The 15,268-nt window shown below is 67.8% G+C and carries 18 protein-coding genes and 1 tRNA gene; 6 read left to right on the forward strand and 13 right to left on the reverse strand.

Annotated features, from left to right (window positions below; genetic code table 11):
* The coding region (locus A5756_RS05170; RefSeq protein ID WP_156659243.1) for an SDR family oxidoreductase at positions 1-494 on the forward strand (494 nt) is incomplete at its 5' end.
* Between the two features lie 53 nt (positions 495-547).
* A complete protein-coding gene (locus tag A5756_RS05175; RefSeq protein ID WP_066948308.1) occupies positions 548-976 on the forward strand; it encodes a pyridoxamine 5'-phosphate oxidase family protein in 429 nt (142 codons plus the stop codon).
* A gap of 5 nt (positions 977-981) precedes the next feature.
* Here A5756_RS05175 and A5756_RS05180 read toward each other — a convergent pair whose 3' ends face one another.
* The 3 genes from A5756_RS05180 to A5756_RS05190 form a co-directional block, all read right to left on the reverse strand.
* A complete protein-coding gene (locus A5756_RS05180) occupies positions 982-2,058 on the reverse strand; it encodes a phosphotransferase family protein (protein ID WP_066948515.1) in 1,077 nt (358 codons plus the stop codon).
* An 87-nt stretch (positions 2,059-2,145) separates the two neighbouring features.
* Positions 2,146-3,885: an ABC transporter ATP-binding protein gene (locus A5756_RS05185; protein ID WP_066948311.1), complete on the reverse strand. Its 1,740-nt coding sequence runs from the start codon at positions 3,883-3,885 to the stop codon at positions 2,146-2,148.
* Positions 3,882-6,467: an ABC transporter ATP-binding protein/permease gene (locus A5756_RS05190; protein WP_066948315.1), complete on the reverse strand. Its 2,586-nt coding sequence runs from the start codon at positions 6,465-6,467 to the stop codon at positions 3,882-3,884. The genes A5756_RS05185 and A5756_RS05190 overlap by 4 nt, the downstream gene beginning before the upstream one ends.
* Before the next feature lie 154 nt (positions 6,468-6,621).
* Between A5756_RS05190 and A5756_RS05195 the strand changes: the two genes are divergently transcribed.
* Complete coding sequence (locus A5756_RS05195) at positions 6,622-7,047, forward strand: thiol-disulfide oxidoreductase DCC family protein (RefSeq protein WP_066948318.1); 426 nt, start codon at positions 6,622-6,624, stop codon at positions 7,045-7,047.
* 315 nt (positions 7,048-7,362) lie between these two features.
* Here the strand turns inward: A5756_RS05195 and A5756_RS05200 are convergent, their stop codons facing one another.
* Positions 7,363-7,638: a DUF3761 domain-containing protein gene (locus A5756_RS05200; RefSeq protein WP_082959988.1), complete on the reverse strand. Its 276-nt coding sequence runs from the start codon at positions 7,636-7,638 to the stop codon at positions 7,363-7,365.
* A 204-nt stretch (positions 7,639-7,842) separates the two neighbouring features.
* A tRNA-Leu gene (locus tag A5756_RS05205) sits at positions 7,843-7,925 on the reverse strand.
* 97 nt (positions 7,926-8,022) lie between these two features.
* On the opposite strand from A5756_RS05205, the gene A5756_RS05210 reads away from it, so the two are divergent.
* Positions 8,023-8,403: a hypothetical protein gene (locus A5756_RS05210; RefSeq protein WP_066948324.1), complete on the forward strand. Its 381-nt coding sequence runs from the start codon at positions 8,023-8,025 to the stop codon at positions 8,401-8,403.
* Entirely contained in the window at positions 8,400-8,741 is a 342-nt protein-coding gene (locus tag A5756_RS05215; RefSeq protein ID WP_066948327.1) for a DUF3817 domain-containing protein, read from the forward strand. Before A5756_RS05210 ends, A5756_RS05215 begins: the two co-directional genes overlap by 4 nt.
* Before the next feature lie 67 nt (positions 8,742-8,808).
* On the opposite strand, the gene rdgB is transcribed toward A5756_RS05215, so the two are convergent.
* Complete coding sequence (gene rdgB / locus A5756_RS05220) at positions 8,809-9,411, reverse strand: RdgB/HAM1 family non-canonical purine NTP pyrophosphatase (RefSeq protein WP_197505383.1); 603 nt, start codon at positions 9,409-9,411, stop codon at positions 8,809-8,811.
* Positions 9,412-9,570: 159 nt separating this feature from the next.
* Here rdgB and A5756_RS05225 point away from each other — a divergent pair, with 159 nt between their 5' ends.
* On the forward strand, positions 9,571-10,014 hold the full coding sequence (locus A5756_RS05225) for a nitroreductase family deazaflavin-dependent oxidoreductase (RefSeq protein WP_066948330.1): 444 nt from the start codon (positions 9,571-9,573) through the stop codon (positions 10,012-10,014).
* Positions 10,015-10,105: 91 nt separating this feature from the next.
* Here A5756_RS05225 and rph read toward each other — a convergent pair whose 3' ends face one another.
* The 7 genes from rph to clpS form a co-directional block, all read right to left on the reverse strand.
* The gene (rph, locus tag A5756_RS05230; RefSeq protein WP_066948346.1) at positions 10,106-10,885 is read right to left on the reverse strand and encodes a ribonuclease PH; all 780 of its coding nucleotides are present in this window, start codon (positions 10,883-10,885) and stop codon (positions 10,106-10,108) included.
* A gap of 25 nt (positions 10,886-10,910) precedes the next feature.
* A complete protein-coding gene (locus A5756_RS05235) occupies positions 10,911-11,693 on the reverse strand; it encodes a cyclic nucleotide-degrading phosphodiesterase (RefSeq protein WP_066948350.1) in 783 nt (260 codons plus the stop codon).
* Positions 11,694-11,763: 70 nt separating this feature from the next.
* The gene (gene murI / locus A5756_RS05240; protein WP_066948354.1) at positions 11,764-12,579 is read right to left on the reverse strand and encodes a glutamate racemase; all 816 of its coding nucleotides are present in this window, start codon (positions 12,577-12,579) and stop codon (positions 11,764-11,766) included.
* Positions 12,576-13,250 carry a rhomboid family intramembrane serine protease gene (locus A5756_RS05245; protein WP_066948358.1) on the reverse strand — a complete coding sequence of 225 codons (675 nt, stop codon included), beginning with the start codon at positions 13,248-13,250 and terminating at the stop codon, positions 12,576-12,578. The genes murI and A5756_RS05245 overlap by 4 nt, the downstream gene beginning before the upstream one ends.
* A gap of 36 nt (positions 13,251-13,286) precedes the next feature.
* Positions 13,287-14,330, reverse strand: coding sequence for a P1 family peptidase (locus A5756_RS05250; RefSeq protein WP_066948361.1), 1,044 nt, complete (start codon positions 14,328-14,330; stop codon positions 13,287-13,289).
* 17 nt (positions 14,331-14,347) lie between these two features.
* Positions 14,348-14,929 (reverse strand): DUF2017 domain-containing protein, encoded by a 582-nt coding sequence (locus A5756_RS05255; RefSeq protein WP_066948366.1) that lies wholly within the window; start codon positions 14,927-14,929, stop codon positions 14,348-14,350.
* 24 nt (positions 14,930-14,953) lie between these two features.
* Positions 14,954-15,259, reverse strand: coding sequence for an ATP-dependent Clp protease adapter ClpS (clpS, locus tag A5756_RS05260; protein WP_066948522.1), 306 nt, complete (start codon positions 15,257-15,259; stop codon positions 14,954-14,956).
* Between the last annotated feature and the right edge of the window lie 9 nt (positions 15,260-15,268).

Here is a 15,268-nt window from a genome sequence, read left to right on the forward strand (position 1 = left end):
CGCAGGCCTGGAACGACATCACGCCGGAAAACTTCCGCGACGTCATGGACATCAACGTGACCGGTACCTGGAACACCGTGATGGCCGGCGCCAACAGGATCATCGAGGGGGGCCGCGGCGGCTCCATCATTCTGATCAGTTCCGCGGCCGGCATGAAGATGCAGCCGTTCATGATTCACTACACGGCAAGCAAGCACGCCGTCACCGGAATGGCGCGGGCTTTCGCCGCCGAGCTGGGCAAGCATTCGATCCGCGTGAACAGCGTTCATCCCGGACCGGTGAACACTCCGATGGGAACGGGCGACATGGTCGCGGCGGTGGGCAAGGCCATGGAGACCAACCCCCAGCTGTCCAATGTCCTCACCCCATTCCTGCCCGACTGGGTTGCCGAGCCGGAGGAGATCGCCGATACGGTGTGCTGGCTGGCCAGCGATGAGTCCCGCAAGGTGACCGCTGCCCGCATACCGGTCGATCAGGGCTCGACGCAGTACTGACCGGTCGCCCGATCCCGGGAATATATTCACCGGCATCGGCGCTTGCAGGGCACATGAAAGCCTTCACCGAGAGCGAACGTCAGGAGTTTCTGGCCGCCAAGCACGTGGCCGTGCTGTCCGTCGACGCCGCCGACGGCCGGCCGCCCGCCAGCGTCCCGATCTGGTACGACTACACCCCCGGTGGCGACGTCCGGATCATGACCGGAGCGTCCAGCCGCAAGGCGCGGCTCATCGAGCGGGCGGGCAAGGTGACGCTGGTGGTCCAGCGCGAGGAGCCCCCCTACCAATACGTGGTGGTCGAGGGCACGATCGTCGATACCACCAAGCCTGCCCCGGCCGACGTGCAGGAGGCCGTCGCCATCCGCTACCTCGGTGAGGAAGGCGGCCGCGCGTTCATCCGCAGCATGGAGGGCGTGGAAGAGGTGTTGTTCACCATTCGCCCCGACCGCTGGCTCAGCGCGGATTTCACCGGCGACCTGTAGAGTTCTCAGCCGATCAGTTCCAGCGTCCCGAGTTCGCGGATCGCTCGACAGCCTCGGCCGAGCATGGTCAGCACCATGTCGTCGCCGCGTTCGGTGGCGGCGGCGAACGCGAACCCCAACGCCGAGATCAGCGGCGCCTGCAACACCCCGAGCCGGTAATCGCGCCAACATGTTTCGCGGTCATAGCCGGTGACGCCGCAGGCCACCAAGGCGCGGTGATAGTCGGCGACGAGCTCCTCTTCGATACTCGCGCGCAGCTGCGAATTGAGACTCGTCGCGGTGAAGTAGGCGAGATCCCTGGCCGGCAAACCGACGCCGAGCGTCTGCCAGTCGACCACGCTGACCCGGGTCCGGTCCGGGTCGAAGAGCAGGTTATCCAGGCGATAGTCGCCGTGCAGCAGGGCGAACCGGTCATACTCGGAGAGCAGCCACGGCGTGACCAAACCCATTGCCGTGCTGAAGGTCTCGCGGTCTTCGGCGCTCATCCGGTCGCCCAGCTTGTCCAGCGTGATATCGGCGCTCATCTTCGCCACTTCGCCCATGCCGCCGGCGCCCGCCTCGTCCGGCCTGGCGAACGCGATGCCCGGGAAGTCGAGCCAGACGGGATCACACCAGCTGGGCGCGTGCAGCCCGGCCAGAGCGGTAACCGCGAGGCGCGCTTCCGTCTCCCCGCAACCGGCCAGCTGATCGCCCTGCACCGCCGGCGCCTGGTCGGCGAGGAGCAACGCAAAATCCATCGCATCCTCGGTGATCTCGGAGTAGAAGCACTGCGGCGTCGGCACCTGCACCCGGTCCGCCACGGATGAGTAGAACGCGCATTCGCTGCGATATCCGATGACGACCCGGTCGCGCACGGTGTCGTCCAGGGCCGGCAGTTTGATGACGAAGGTCTGCGGCAAGTCACCGGGGTCGGTCGCGTACCGGGCGCACACTCGGTAGGTGGCACCGGTCTGCCCGGTGCCGATCGCGACCACGTCGACGTCGGCGACCCCGACAGGGGCGCCACGCCCGCTGAGCGCGGCCGACAGCCATTGCGGGGTCACGTCGCCGGGATACCGCGGAATCGACACCACAGCACTCATGAACAGCACGCCTCCTGTACCCGGACCGCTCCGTCCGACTGACAAACTGTAAGGCATACCGCAAGTGCTGCGGTCAACTACGGTGACCTAGTCCGCGAGAATCCGCCAGTCGGCGGCCTCATGCTGCTGGCGCCAGAACTCGTCGAAACGCCCACCCGCCGCGAGCAATTCGTCGACCGTGCCGTCCTCGATCACTCGGCCGTCGTCCAGAAACAGGACGCGGTCGGCGTGGCTGATGCTGGCCAACCGGTGCGCGACGATCACCTGGGTGCGTGAGCGCGGGTCTAGTGTGAGCGCGTCGACCACCGCGGCCTCGTTCTCGGTGTCCAGGGCGCTGGTCGCCTCGTCGACCAGCAGGATCGGCGCCGGCTTGAGCAGTGCCCGCGCGATGCTGACCCGTTGGCGTTCACCCCCGGAAAGCGCGGAACCGGCCTCGCCGACGATCGTGTCGGCACCGTCGGGCAGCCGATTGATGAGTTCATCTACACGGGCGAGGACGACCGCTCGTTTGAACTGGCCGTCGCCGGCGCCGGGATCCCCGGCGAACACGTTGTCGCGGATCGACCCGTGGAAGAGATAGGGATGTTGGAACACCACGCTGCTCGCCGCCCGGCGGGCTTCGGCGTCCAGCGTCGCCGCGTCGACGCCGTCGATCAGGACCCGGCCGCGGGTGGGTTCGTGCAGTCCGGCGATCAGCGCCAGGATGGTGCTCTTGCCCGATCCTGACGGTCCGACGATCGCCGTGGTGCCCCCCGGCGCCAAGGTGAAGCTCACCCCATCGAGCACCGGCACGGTCGCACCGTCATAGCGAAAAGTGACGTCGTCGAACTCGATGCGCGGCGCCGCGGCGGCGTCGGGCAACGTGGCCGCCCCGGCGTTCATCAGCGGCGCGGTGAGGACCGAGCGAATGCGATCGAGCGTGGCGCGGGTGCTCTCCAACGCCGGTGCCAGCTCGCTGATCGTGGTGAACGGCTCCAGATAGCGCACGATGACGACGATCAGGGCGATGGCTTCCGGGATCGTGACCGTCTTGTTTACCGTCAGCGCGGCGGTCGCGCCTGCCAGCAGGATCAGGGAGAGCTGGCTGGCAAGGCTGAACAGCAGCTGGCCCGGGATCTGCATGGACAACAGCCGCATGGTCGCACCGTGCTGCGCGGCCAGCGCATCCCCGACCAGGCTGCGCGCGGGCTCGACGCGCCGCGCGGCCCGCAACGCCTGCTGGGTGCGGGCGATCTCGATGATCCGTTCGGTGAGGGCGCCATTGGCTTCGTCGGCCGCGGCGTCGGCTCGCCGCGTCAGCCGCGCCGACGCCCACAGCGCCCCCAGCAGCAGGGGCACGCCGCCCAGCGCGGCCGCGCCGAGCTGCCATGAAACCGGGAGTAAGGCCAGCCCGATGGCCGCGGGCAGCAGGATGGCCGAGATCAGCGGGGTCAACAGGTTGACGACGAGGCCGACCAGTTCGGGTCCCGTGGCGGCAATCGCCTGCCGTGCGGTCGCGGTGTGCTCGGCGGTGAACCAGTCCAGCCGGACGCCGGGCAACCGGTCCGCCACATCGTGCTGGCTGTGGTCGAGCACGGCAAAGCCGAGGCCGAAGCCGATGCGCGCGGTCGCGGTGTCGATCACCCATCCGATCACGGTGGCGGCGGAGAGCCAGCCCAGCCACACCAGCGCGCGGCGCGGATCATCGCCGAACAGGGCGCCCACCAAGGGAACCAGCAGGACGGTGGCCACCGCCCGCACCACCACCGAGAGCACCGCGAGCGCGGCATAGGCGATCACCTTGGCCCGGCGATCCGCGGGCACCAGGCCCAACCACGTGCGGATCATCGCGCCCCCTCCTGAACCGTGGTGGCCGCGACCGGTTCTCGACGGCCACGCTCCCACAGCCGTCGATACCGACCGTCAGCGGCAAAAAGCTGGTCGTGCGTGCCGCCTTCGGCGATCCGGCCGTGGTCGAGCACGGCGATCTGGTCGGCTCCGGTGATGGTGTGCAATCGATGGGCGATCACCAAAACGGTTCGATCCTGAGTCAACCGGCTAAGCGCTTGCTGCACAAGGTATTCCGATTCCGGATCGGCGAACGCGGTGGCCTCGTCCAGGATCAGCACCGGGGTATCCGCCAGGATCGCCCGGGCGATGGTCAGCCGCTGTCGTTCGCCGCCCGAAAGGGCGGTTTCCGCGCCCAGCACGGTGTCGTAGCCGTTGGGCAATCGCATGATCCGGTCGTGGATCTGCGCCTGACGCGCCGCCTCCTGGATCTGCGCCGCGGTGGCATCGGGGACGGCCAGCGCGACGTTCTCCGCGACGGTGCCGTGCACCAGCTGCGTCTCCTGCAGGACGAAGCCGACCTTTGCGTAGAGTTCGTCGGCGGTCATCGCCCGGATATCTTGTCCCCCAACGCGTATCACGCCCTGGTCGACATCGTGAAAGCGGGCCAGGAGGGCGGCCAACGTCGACTTGCCGGACCCCGACGGCCCCACGAGGGCGGTGACCGTGCCGGGCCGCAGCGTCAGCGAGACGCCCTGGATCACCGGAACCCCCGGGCGATAGCCGAAACTGACATCGTCGAACACCACCGCCGCCGACGAATCTCCGGACCGCTCCTGCTCACGCACGTCGAGCTCGGGCTCGTCGAGCGTGTTCTGCAGGCGCCGGGCGGCAAGCATGCCGGCACTGATACCGCCGACCCCGTACGCGATCCCGAGCAGTCGCGCGCCGAAGGTGGTGCCCAGCAACAGGAACGGCAGGAGGTTCACCGGATCCATTCGCCCGGTGACGGTGAGCAGGGTGCCCGTGAGCGCGATCAGCCACAGGAATGTCGACGGCCGGGTAACCAGGTCCATGAGCGTCTTCTTGCCGGCCAGCGGGCGCTGCCAGGAGACCAGGAATTCGACGTACTCGTCCAGGCGGCGGCGGAAGCTTGATGGGGCCGCCCCGCCGAAGACGCGGATCACCGGCTGGCCCTCCAGGTAGGCGCCGGCCTCACCGCTCATCTTCTCGGCCCAGCGCTGTGATTGGGGGATGCGCGGGCCCGACTGAATGGTGAGTGACGACGTCAACACCAGGTACACCAGGACGGGCAGGAATAGCACGAGCGCTACGCGCCAGTCGACGACGAAGAGGTAGACCAGCACCGCGACTGGCGCGACGATCGCCGCGACCGCGTCGGGGATGGCGTGGGTGACCAGATAGTGCAGTGAGAGCGTGTCGTCCTGCAGCAGCTGTTTGATCGAGCCCGATCCGCGCGCGGTGAACCAGCCCAGCGGTAGCCGAGATAGCTTGCGCAACAACCGCGAACGCAGGTCGGCGGCGAATCGCGCGTCGATGACGTGCAGCCACAGCGTGAGGGCCGCACCCAGCACGGTTCCCGTTCCGAGCAGCGCGACGGCGGCGATTCCGACGTCCCAGAGTCGCGATGCGGGCGCCCCGGCTACCAGCAGCCGGGACAGCTCGACCAACAGCACGAACGGCGCCAGCTGCACCACCGTGATGACGGCCTGCAACACGCCGGAGAGGATCAGCGCCGAGCGCAGCGGCGCGAGCAACCGGCCGGCGCCCTGGGCGCGCCAACTTCCGCGGGCCGCCGGGGCGGGCGTGTTGTCGGGCGGCTTTGGTGGGCAAACATGCTCGGGGACAACGTCGTTCACCGGCTCCGGCTCGTCGCCGCGGCGGGTTCCCATCGCACGCCCGGCACTCCAGTACGCCTGCGCATGTATTACCGACTTGGGGAAACCGAACTCGTCGCGCAGTCGCGTCCGCACGTGCTTGAGCACCGTCGCCTCGGGCGTGGCCCAGGCATACCAGTTGGACCAGTCGCGGTTATCAATCGCCGCGGCAAGTGACCGCTCGTCGCTCCGCGCGACCCAGTGCACTTGCAGGCGAGGGTGCTGAGCGAGCGGGATCAGGACGTCGTTGTCGTCGCGCTGCTCGAGATACATCTCGATCGGGACGTCGTCGGGGATGACCCCGATGATGCCGTTCATCCCGGGGATCGACGCCGAGTCGCCGATCAGCAGGTAGCCGGCCGGTTGTTCGTCGGGCACGTCGAATCGGGACGAGCCCATCAGCGCCATGACGGCGATCGTCGCGCCGGGCTGCACGGTGCGCGCCCACTTCGACGCCGGGCCGGCGGGCTCGTGCAGCACGACGTCGACGGAGAAGCGGCCGCTGGGGACGTCGGCCTCCGAGATCGTGTAGGCACGCTGGAACTCGGTGTTGGATCCGTCCGGGTCCGGAAACCAGAACCGCAGCCACGCGGCGGGCTCGGCGTCCACGTCTTCGAACAACGTCGGGGATGTCATGCGCACCCGCACGAAATGCGGCGCAATCCGGACGGTTTCGATCACCGTTGCGGTGTGGTCACGTGCGCCGAAGCTTCGCAACATCACACCGGAGAACCCGCGCGCCATCAACGGTCCCTTCCTGCGGCGCTCAACTCCGCGACGACTTCACCGAACGGGGGCCCGGCGGACCCTCCACTCGACAAGTTACCGCAAAACTAAGGGTTGCCTTACCAAAGGTCAACTCGTGGCCCGCGGGCTGTTGGGCCAGTAGCCTGGAAGCGTGAGCAGCGAAACGGTGCCGCCCGTGTTGCTTTACGACGGGGTCTGCGGCGTCTGCAACGCCGCGGTGCGCACGATACTTCGGTTCGATCACCACGGCACCCTGCGCTTTGCGGCCTTGGACAGCGACTTCGCCCAAGCGGTCTTTGCCCGGCACCCATCCATCAAGGACGTGGACTCCGTGGTGTTCGTCGACGAGCCCGAGCAGCCTGGAGAACGCGTCGCCGTGCGATCCGCCGCCGCGTTGCGGGTGGTGGATTACCTTGGCGGGCCGTGGAAGCTGCTCGAGGTCGCCCGCGTCATCCCCACTCCCCTACGGGACTGGCTATACGACAGGGTCGCCGACGTCCGCTACCGCATCTTCGGCAAGTACGACACCTGTCCGCTGCCGCCGCCGGAGGTTCGCGCGCGCTTCCTGGACGCCTAGTCGATAACCAGGTCGGCCTCGGACGCTTTGCGCTTCAACTCGGCGAGCTTGGGGTGGCCGATTCGCGGTGTTCACCCATCAGCAGAGCTACCTCGTCATCTTCCTCCCCGCCATGACGTGCCCGCCGAGAACAGGCCAACACCGACCCCATCCCTCGCGTTGAGATACCGCCTCGGACGCCGAAAGCTCCTCCCCCTATCCCCCGTCGCATGGAGTGAAACCTTATGTTGCTCAGACGATTTCGCAGCCAAATTGGCTAACTCGCAACGACCTCAGGGAGACACAGCGATTGGCGACGCAGCGAAGCAGGCTGACCTATTTCGACCGACCGGTGCCGCCGTGCCAGGAGCCCGACCCCTGCTTGTGTTGGGAGTGGCTGTATGTGCCGTCGCCGTCCGGAAGGTTGCTCCGGGTGTGGTCCGGCGATGGCACGCAGTTTCCGTCGACGTTGGTGTAGCCGCCGCACAACGGAAGTGGCGCGTGCGGCGACAGCGGGGCGACCACTAAAGGCGGTTGAGCGCTCGCGATGGGCGCCGAACCGATGGCAGCCGAGATGAACATTGCGGCGCCGACGAGCACAGAACGAACCATGCGTATTTCCCCCTGAATTTGGCTTGTGAACCTGCCGTGGCAGTCCCGAGCGCCGCCTTGGGGGAGGTTAGCGTGACAGCCGCCTCCGAGAGGCGGTTTTCGTACAGAAGTACCAAAAGGGCCCAGAGAAAGCTCACTCCAATACCACGTGCTGATGATGTCGAAGCCAGTCAGACCGCTGCATGGACCGCCCTTGAAGATGAGTGCGGGCGGAGGGACTCGAACCCTCACGCTCTTTCGAGCACCGGCACCTAAAGCCGGCGCGTATGCCATTTCGCCACGCCCGCGCGCCTCAGCGATCGTACCGCCCAGTACAGGAAGCGACCGGACGGCGGCGCCTCGACGAATTCGTCGGACCCAGATCGTGAGCGGTACCGTCAAGGGGTGTCCACTACGCATCGTCGCAGGCCCGCGCTGATCGCCTTGGTGATCGTCGCGGCGTGCGGTTGCCTCGCGCTGGGCTGGTGGCAGTGGACCAGGTTCCAGTCGGTGTCGGGCACGTTCCAGAACCTCGGCTATGCGCTGCAGTGGCCGCTGTTCGCCTGGTTCTGCGTGTACGCGTACCGCAAGTACGTGCGCTACGAAGAGATGCCACCGGAGCCTCGGCAGGACGCCGCCGTCACCGAGATACCCGTCGGCTTGCTGCCCGAGCGCCCCAAGCCGACGCAACAGACGTCCGATGACCCCGCGCTGGCGGAGTACAACGCCTACCTGGCCGAGCTTGCCAAACAAGACACCGAAAAACAGAACAGGACCACCGCATGACCACACCGGAAAGATCAGCGTCGGCATTCCCCGTCGAGAAGATCCGCACCGCGTTGCTCGGCTACCGGGTCATGGCGTGGGCGACGGGTCTCTGGCTAATAGCGCTGTGCTACGAGATCGTCTCGCATCTCGTCTTGCACCACGAGATCCGCTGGATCGAGGTGGTCCACGGTTGGGTGTACTTCATCTATGTCCTGACCGCGTTCAATCTCGCGGTCAAGGTGCGGTGGCCGATTCCCAAGACGATCGGCGTGCTGCTTGCCGGCACCATCCCGCTCCTGGGCATCATCGTCGAGCAAGTCCAGACCAGGGATGTGAAGGCCCGATTCGGGCTGTAGGGCTCGAGTGTGCGGCTGGCTTCACACTCGAGGCCGAACGTGCGGCCAGCTTCACACTCGGCAGGCTCTAGGGCAGGTCGCGCAGCGCCGGCACTAGCGAAGCGAGAGCACGACCGCGATGGGAGACCGCGTCCTTCTCCTCGGGGCTGAGCTCGGCCGCGGTGCGGTCGGAACCCTCTGGAATGAAAACCGGGTCATACCCGAAGCCGCCGTCCCCCCGCGGTTCCCGGGCGATGCTGCCGGGCCACTCCCCGCGGACGACGACCTCGCCGGACGGCCCGGCCAGGGCGCACGCCGACACGAACGCCGCTCCGCGCCGTTCGTCGGGCACGTCGCGCAACTGCGCCAACAGCAGCGCGGTGTTGGCGGCGTCGTCGCCGTGATCACCCGACCAGCGCGCCGACAGGACACCGGGCATGCCGTTCAAAGCGGCCACCTCCAGGCCGGAGTCGTCGGCCACCGAAGCCAGGCCCGTCGCGGCGAATGCATCCCGCGCCTTGGCCAACGCGTTGTCCTCGAACGTCGCGCCCGTTTCGGGCGCCTCGTCGAAGGGCGGCACGTCATGCAATGAGACCAGTGTCAACCCCGTCAGGCCGGCCGCATCGAGCACCCGGCGCAATTCGGCCAGCTTCTTGCGGTTGCGGCTGGCGACCAGAAGCCGGGTCATCATCTATTCCCAAATAGGCGTCTGGGCCGTTGCCGATGCACCCCGGCCACCTTACGGACTGCGAGATATGGGTCGGCGACGCGAATGGCATCAGCAGCACCGGCGTACAACGCGACACGCTCCGCAAGGAATAGCCAGGGCGACGAAGTAGCTTCGTCAAGGGTGAGTCAGAAACCCGATAACGAGACGCTCAAGGCGCTCAATAAAAACATCACCGATGAGTTTCGCGCCAAGGCCGGCAAGGTCGGCGGACGATTCGAGGGCAACGAGCTGTTGCTACTCACTACGAAAGGCGCGAAGTCCGGCGAGCCGCGCGTCGCGCCGCTGGTGGTCTTCCGTATCGACGGCAAGCTGCTGATCGTCGCGGGTTACGGTGGCGCCGACGTCAACCCGGGGTGGGTCCACAACCTGCGGGCCAACCCGCGGGCGCGCGTCGAAGTCGCTTCCGACTCGTTCGACGTCGTCGCGCACGAGCTCGACTCGTCCGAACGCCAGGCGATCATCCCCAAGATCAACGCGACCGTACCCGCGTTCGCGTTCGCGAACTACCAGTCAAAAACCACACGCACCATCCCAATATTCGAGCTGCAGAAGGACGAGTCATGACCGACCGGAAGGGGTCTCGTCTTGGCCGCGGCGTCGGCGATGGTAAACGCGGGCAGTCAGGCCAAGGTCAAGCTGCCGACCAGAAGCCGGGTCAGCTGCCGAACGCCTTCGGCGGCGCCGAGCCCTCGGGCAGCTCACCCGGATAGGGCAGGGCCAGCGCCTCGCGCTGGGCGGCGAACAACTTGTCGCAAGCGGCTAGCGCCACGTCGAGCAATTTGTCCAGCGTCGAACGCGGGAACGTCGCGCCCTCGCCGGTGCCCTGCACCTCCACGAGTGTCCCGGTGTCGGTGGCGACGACGTTCATGTCGACCTCGGCCCGCGCGTCTTCCTCGTAGGGCAGGTCCACCCGGATCCTGCCGTCGACCACCCCGACGCTGACCGCAGCGATGGCACACGACAGCGGCCGCGGATCGGACAACTTGCCCGCCGCCGCCAGGTAGGTCACGGCGTCGGCCAGCGCCACGAAGGCGCCCGTGATGGCGGCGGTGCGGGTGCCGCCGTCGGCCTGCAGCACGTCGCAGTCGACGGCAATGGTGTTCTCCCCCAACGCCGCCAGATCGATGCAGGCCCGCAGCGACCGGCCGACCAGTCGGCTGATCTCCTGGGTGCGCCCGGACGGCCGCCCCTTCACGGATTCGCGATCGGAGCGCGTATGGGTTGCCGACGGCAGCATCGCGTACTCGGCGGTCAGCCATCCCAAACCCGACCCCTTGCGCCAGCGCGGCACCCCATCGGTGACGCTGGCGGTGCACATCACCTTGGTGTGGCCGAATTCGATGAGTACGGATCCCGCGGGGTGGTCTGTGAATCCGCGGGTGATGACTACGGGACGGAGCTCGTCGTCAAGACGACCGTCTTCTCTTCTGGTCACGACGCCAACCCTAACGCGGGCTTGCTCAGACCCTTTCAGAGCGGCGGATATCGAAAGATTCGCCGCACACCACCGCATGTACGGGGCCGTCGAACTCGGCCTTGGCCTCGCTGATCACGTCCTCGCGTGAGGTCCACGGCGGGATGTGGGTCAACAACAGCTCGCGAACGCCGGCCTGCGCCGCGATCCGGCCGGCCTCGGTGCCCGACAGATGCAGAGCGGGCGGGCGGTCCGGCGAGTGCGTCCAAGAGGCTTCGCAAAGGAAGACGTCGGCGTCCCGCGCCAGCTCGACCAGCTGATCACAGACGCCAGTATCGCCGCTGTAGACGAACGAGGCGCCGGTCGAATCGGTGAACCGCAGGCCGTACGACTCGGTGGGGTGGGCGACCACCCGCGGTGTCACGGTCAGCGAGCCGAGCGTGACCGGTTCGCCGTCGACCCAGTGCCGAACGTCGAAAATGTCTGAGCAGTCGTCGATTTCACCGCCATACGGTGACGACGCCGCACCCAGCCGAGACCAGGTGTCGCCGGGGCCGTACAACAACGCCTTGCCGTCCGGCCGCGACGGGTGGTAGCGCCGCCACACGAACAGACCGGGCAAATCGAGGCAGTGGTCGGCGTGCAGATGGGACAAGAGCACGTGCACGGAGGCGGGATCGGCATAGCGCTGGAGCGCGCCCAGCACGCCGCCGCCGAAGTCGATGACCATCGGCGGTGTGTCCGGTGCCCGGAGCAGATATCCCGACGCGGGCGAATCCGGCCCTACCACGCTGCCCGAGCAGCCGAGCACGGTTATTCGCACGGACACTACTGTGCCATGCCCGATAGGACCGTGACGAAAACATCGCCGCATTGGTGTGATGAGAATCTCGTCAGCACTAGTCGATCCGCACGTGGTGAACGGGCTGCACGCCGGTGACCGCGGGACCGAGGAATCGCGCGGCCAACTTGGTGAATGCCTCGGGGTCGCCGGTGGCTTCGAAGACCCGGGTCGCGGGCGGCGCGTCATGCGGGCGCAGCAGGTCATGCTCGGTGAGCACGCGGAGTACCTCCTTGGCCGTTTCCTCGGCGCTCGACACCAGCGTCACCTGCTCGCCCATGGCCAGCTGGATCAGTCCGGACAGCAGCGGGTAATGCGTGCACCCGAGCACCAGGGTGTCGACCTGGGCGCGTTGCAGCGGCTCGAGGTAGCCCTCGGCCAGCCCGAGCACTTGACGGCCACTGGTCACGCCGCGCTCCACGAAGTCGACGAATCGCGGGCAGGCCACGGCGGTGACCTCGGTGTCGCGCGCGGCGGCGAACGCGTCCTGGTAGGCGTGCGAGTTGATGGTCGCCTGGGTGCCGATGACACCGATGCGGCCGTTGCGCGTCGTGGCGACGGCACGACGGACCGCCGGCAGGATCACCTCGACGACCGGTACGTCATACCGCTCGCGGGCATCCCGCAGACAAGCCGCGGACGCGGTGTTGCACGCAATCACCAACGCCTTCACCCCGCGCCCGACAAGGTCGTCCCCGATGGCCAACGCGTGCGCGCGGACCTCGGGAATCGTGAGCGGACCGTATGGCCCGTGACCCGTGTCGCCCACATAGACGATGTCCTCGTCGGGCAGTTGGTCGATGATGGCCCGCGCGACGGTCAGTCCCCCCACGCCGGAGTCGAAGATCCCGACGGGCGCCAACGGCGAGGTCATGTCTTGGGCCGCGGCGTGGCGGCGCCGGCTTTTCTCTTCGCGCGGGCTTTGCGTTCCGGCGCGGACAACCAATACGCGGCGACGACGCCGGCGATCGCACCGCATAGGTGACCCTGCCAGGACACGCCACCGCATCTGCCGAGCACCGGCATGGCACCCAGGAGCACTCCGCCGTAGGCGAACAACACCACCAGCCCGATCGCGATGTCCGCGAAGCGGCGCACGAAGATCCCGAACACGAGCAGGAAGGCCAGCCAGCCGAAGATCAGGCCGGAGGCCCCGATGTGATCCGTCGGCCCGCAGGAGCTGCCCATGTCCCCGATCAGCCAAGTGCCGAAGCCGCCGAGGATCCACACGATCGCGGTGGCCCAGACGAACCGGCTCAGGCCGGCGAGCGTCATGAGGAATCCGAGCACCAACAGCGGGACCGTGTTGGCCATCAGATGCTGCCAGCTGGCGTGCAGTACCGGGGAAAAGACGATCCCCCACAGCCCGTCGGCCTCCAGCGGTCTGATGCCGTTCTCGTCCAGGGAGTGCCGGGTGAGCTGGTCGATGAGCTCAATCAGGTACAGCAGCGCGACGAAGGTGAGGATCGTGGCCGCGCCGACCACCCACGGAGGACGCTTTGCCGACGTCGCCGGTGTCCCGGAGCGCCCCGTGGTCTTACCCATAGCTGCAGGTTACCGGCGCGGACGGCGGGGAACTTCTCATCGGGTAAACGCCCCGGGCAACACCTCGCGGTAGGCCGGTATGCCGGCCACCGAATTCGCGGCGAACACGCCCACCAGCACCGCGCGCGCCAGGCAGTCGGCTGCGGCGGCACCGACCTCCGCGGCCAGCCGCATCTCGGGCGAAAACGAGGCGGGCGCGTCGGGCGGGGGTGGCACCTCGACGGCCCCGGTGGCCAGGGCGAACACGGTGTCGCCGTCGTACGGGGTGTGCGCTGGCCGGACGGTACGGGCCAGGCCGTCCTGCGCGGCCACGGCCACGCGCCGGCACGCGGCCGGGCTCAGCGCCGCGTCGGTCGCCACCACGCCGATGACGGTGTTCAGCGGGCTGTCCAGCGAGCTCGACGCGGTCGGCAACTGCGCGAACGCGTCGATCTCCTCCCTCGGCGGTGGCCGCAGCGCGAACTCCTGGATGAGGTCCGCCATCCACGGCAGGCCGGTGGCCCGGTCGGCGACGTCGCCGGCCGAATTCACCACTACCACCGCGCCAACGGTCGCCCCGGACGGCAGCGTCGTGGAAGCGGTCCCGACTCCGCCTTTGAACACCCCGGCACGTGCCCCGACGCCGGCACCGACGTTCCCGACGGCCGGCGCACCCTCGCCACTCGCCGCGGCTTCGCAAGCCAGGTAGCCGAACTCCGCCGTCGGGCGGCGATCCCAGCCGCCGACCGGCAGATCGAAGATCACGGCACCGGGCACGATGGGCACCACGCCACCATCCATCGCCACCCCGCGTTCGCGTTCTTCCAACCAGCGCATCACGCCGTCGGCGGCGGCCAGACCGTACGCGCTGCCGCCGGCGAGCAACACGGCGTCGACGTAGCGGACGGTGTTGGCCGGGTCCAGCAGGTCGGTCTCCCGGGTACCGGGGGCGCCGCCGCGACAGTCGACGGCCCCGACGGTGCCGGGCGGGGTCAGCACGACGGTGACGCCGCGGGCCCATCCGGCGCCCATGGACGCGTCGGGGTCGAGTCGATGATGGTGACCGACGCGGATACCCCCCACGTCGGTGATGGCGTCCATCCGGCGTCCATCGGGGCTCATCGGGACCCCATCAGCACCAGGACGAGGTATTCCTGCAAGACGGTCAACCACTGGTACACGTCGAAGTGCACCGCCAGCGGGTGGTCAGCGGGCAGCCGCTCCGGCCCTTCGGGCCCGACCTCGAGCATCACCCCCAGCGTGAGCCGGATGTCGTTCACCGCCGCCACCCAGGCGTTCGCGTCCTCCTCGGTCAGGTCGAACCGGCCACCGTCTGCCGGAACGGTGTCCAACATCCGCTGCGCCGCAAGGCGTTTGGCGTCGATGATCTCGGGCTCGTGCAGGCTGCGCAGCGCGGCGTTGAGGCTATTTACGGCGCCGGAAGCCGATGGGTCGTCGTCGTCGGGATGGAAGAAGTCGGGCAGCAGCCGGCGCAGGGTCGGGTCCTTCGGCGGATCACTGTTTCCGGTCTTTATGCCGGTGATCTGCTCGAGTTCGTCTGCGGGCGAGGATGATTCACGCTCATCGAGCAACCCGACCATGGCGGTTGCCAGGTTCTTCAGCAGGGCGGCCTCGTGGGACGCCAGGGCGGACCGAAAACGGGGACCGTCCGCGGTCTCGACGCGCTTCCACTTGCGCACAGGTATTCGCCGCAGCCCCGAGTATCAGCGGTCCTGCTGCAGCGTCGCCCACAACCCGGCCGCATGCAGCTTGGACACGTCGACTTCCATGGACTCCCGGCTGCCGGCCGACACCACCGCCCTGCCTTCGTTGTGCACCTGCAGCATCAGCTTGGTGGCGTGCGGCTCGCTGTAGCCGAACAACTTCTGGAACACATACGTCACGTAGGTCATCAGGTTGACCGGGTCATCCCACACGACCGTGACCCACGGACTCGCCGTGACGTCTACCGGAGCGGACTCGCGTTGTCCTGTAGTGCCCGGCTTAGTGGGCGCTGACATAACAACCATGGCCTCCAC

Source organism: Mycobacterium sp. 852002-53434_SCH5985345 (assembly GCF_001667155.1).
GTDB lineage: Bacteria > Actinomycetota > Actinomycetes > Mycobacteriales > Mycobacteriaceae > Mycobacterium.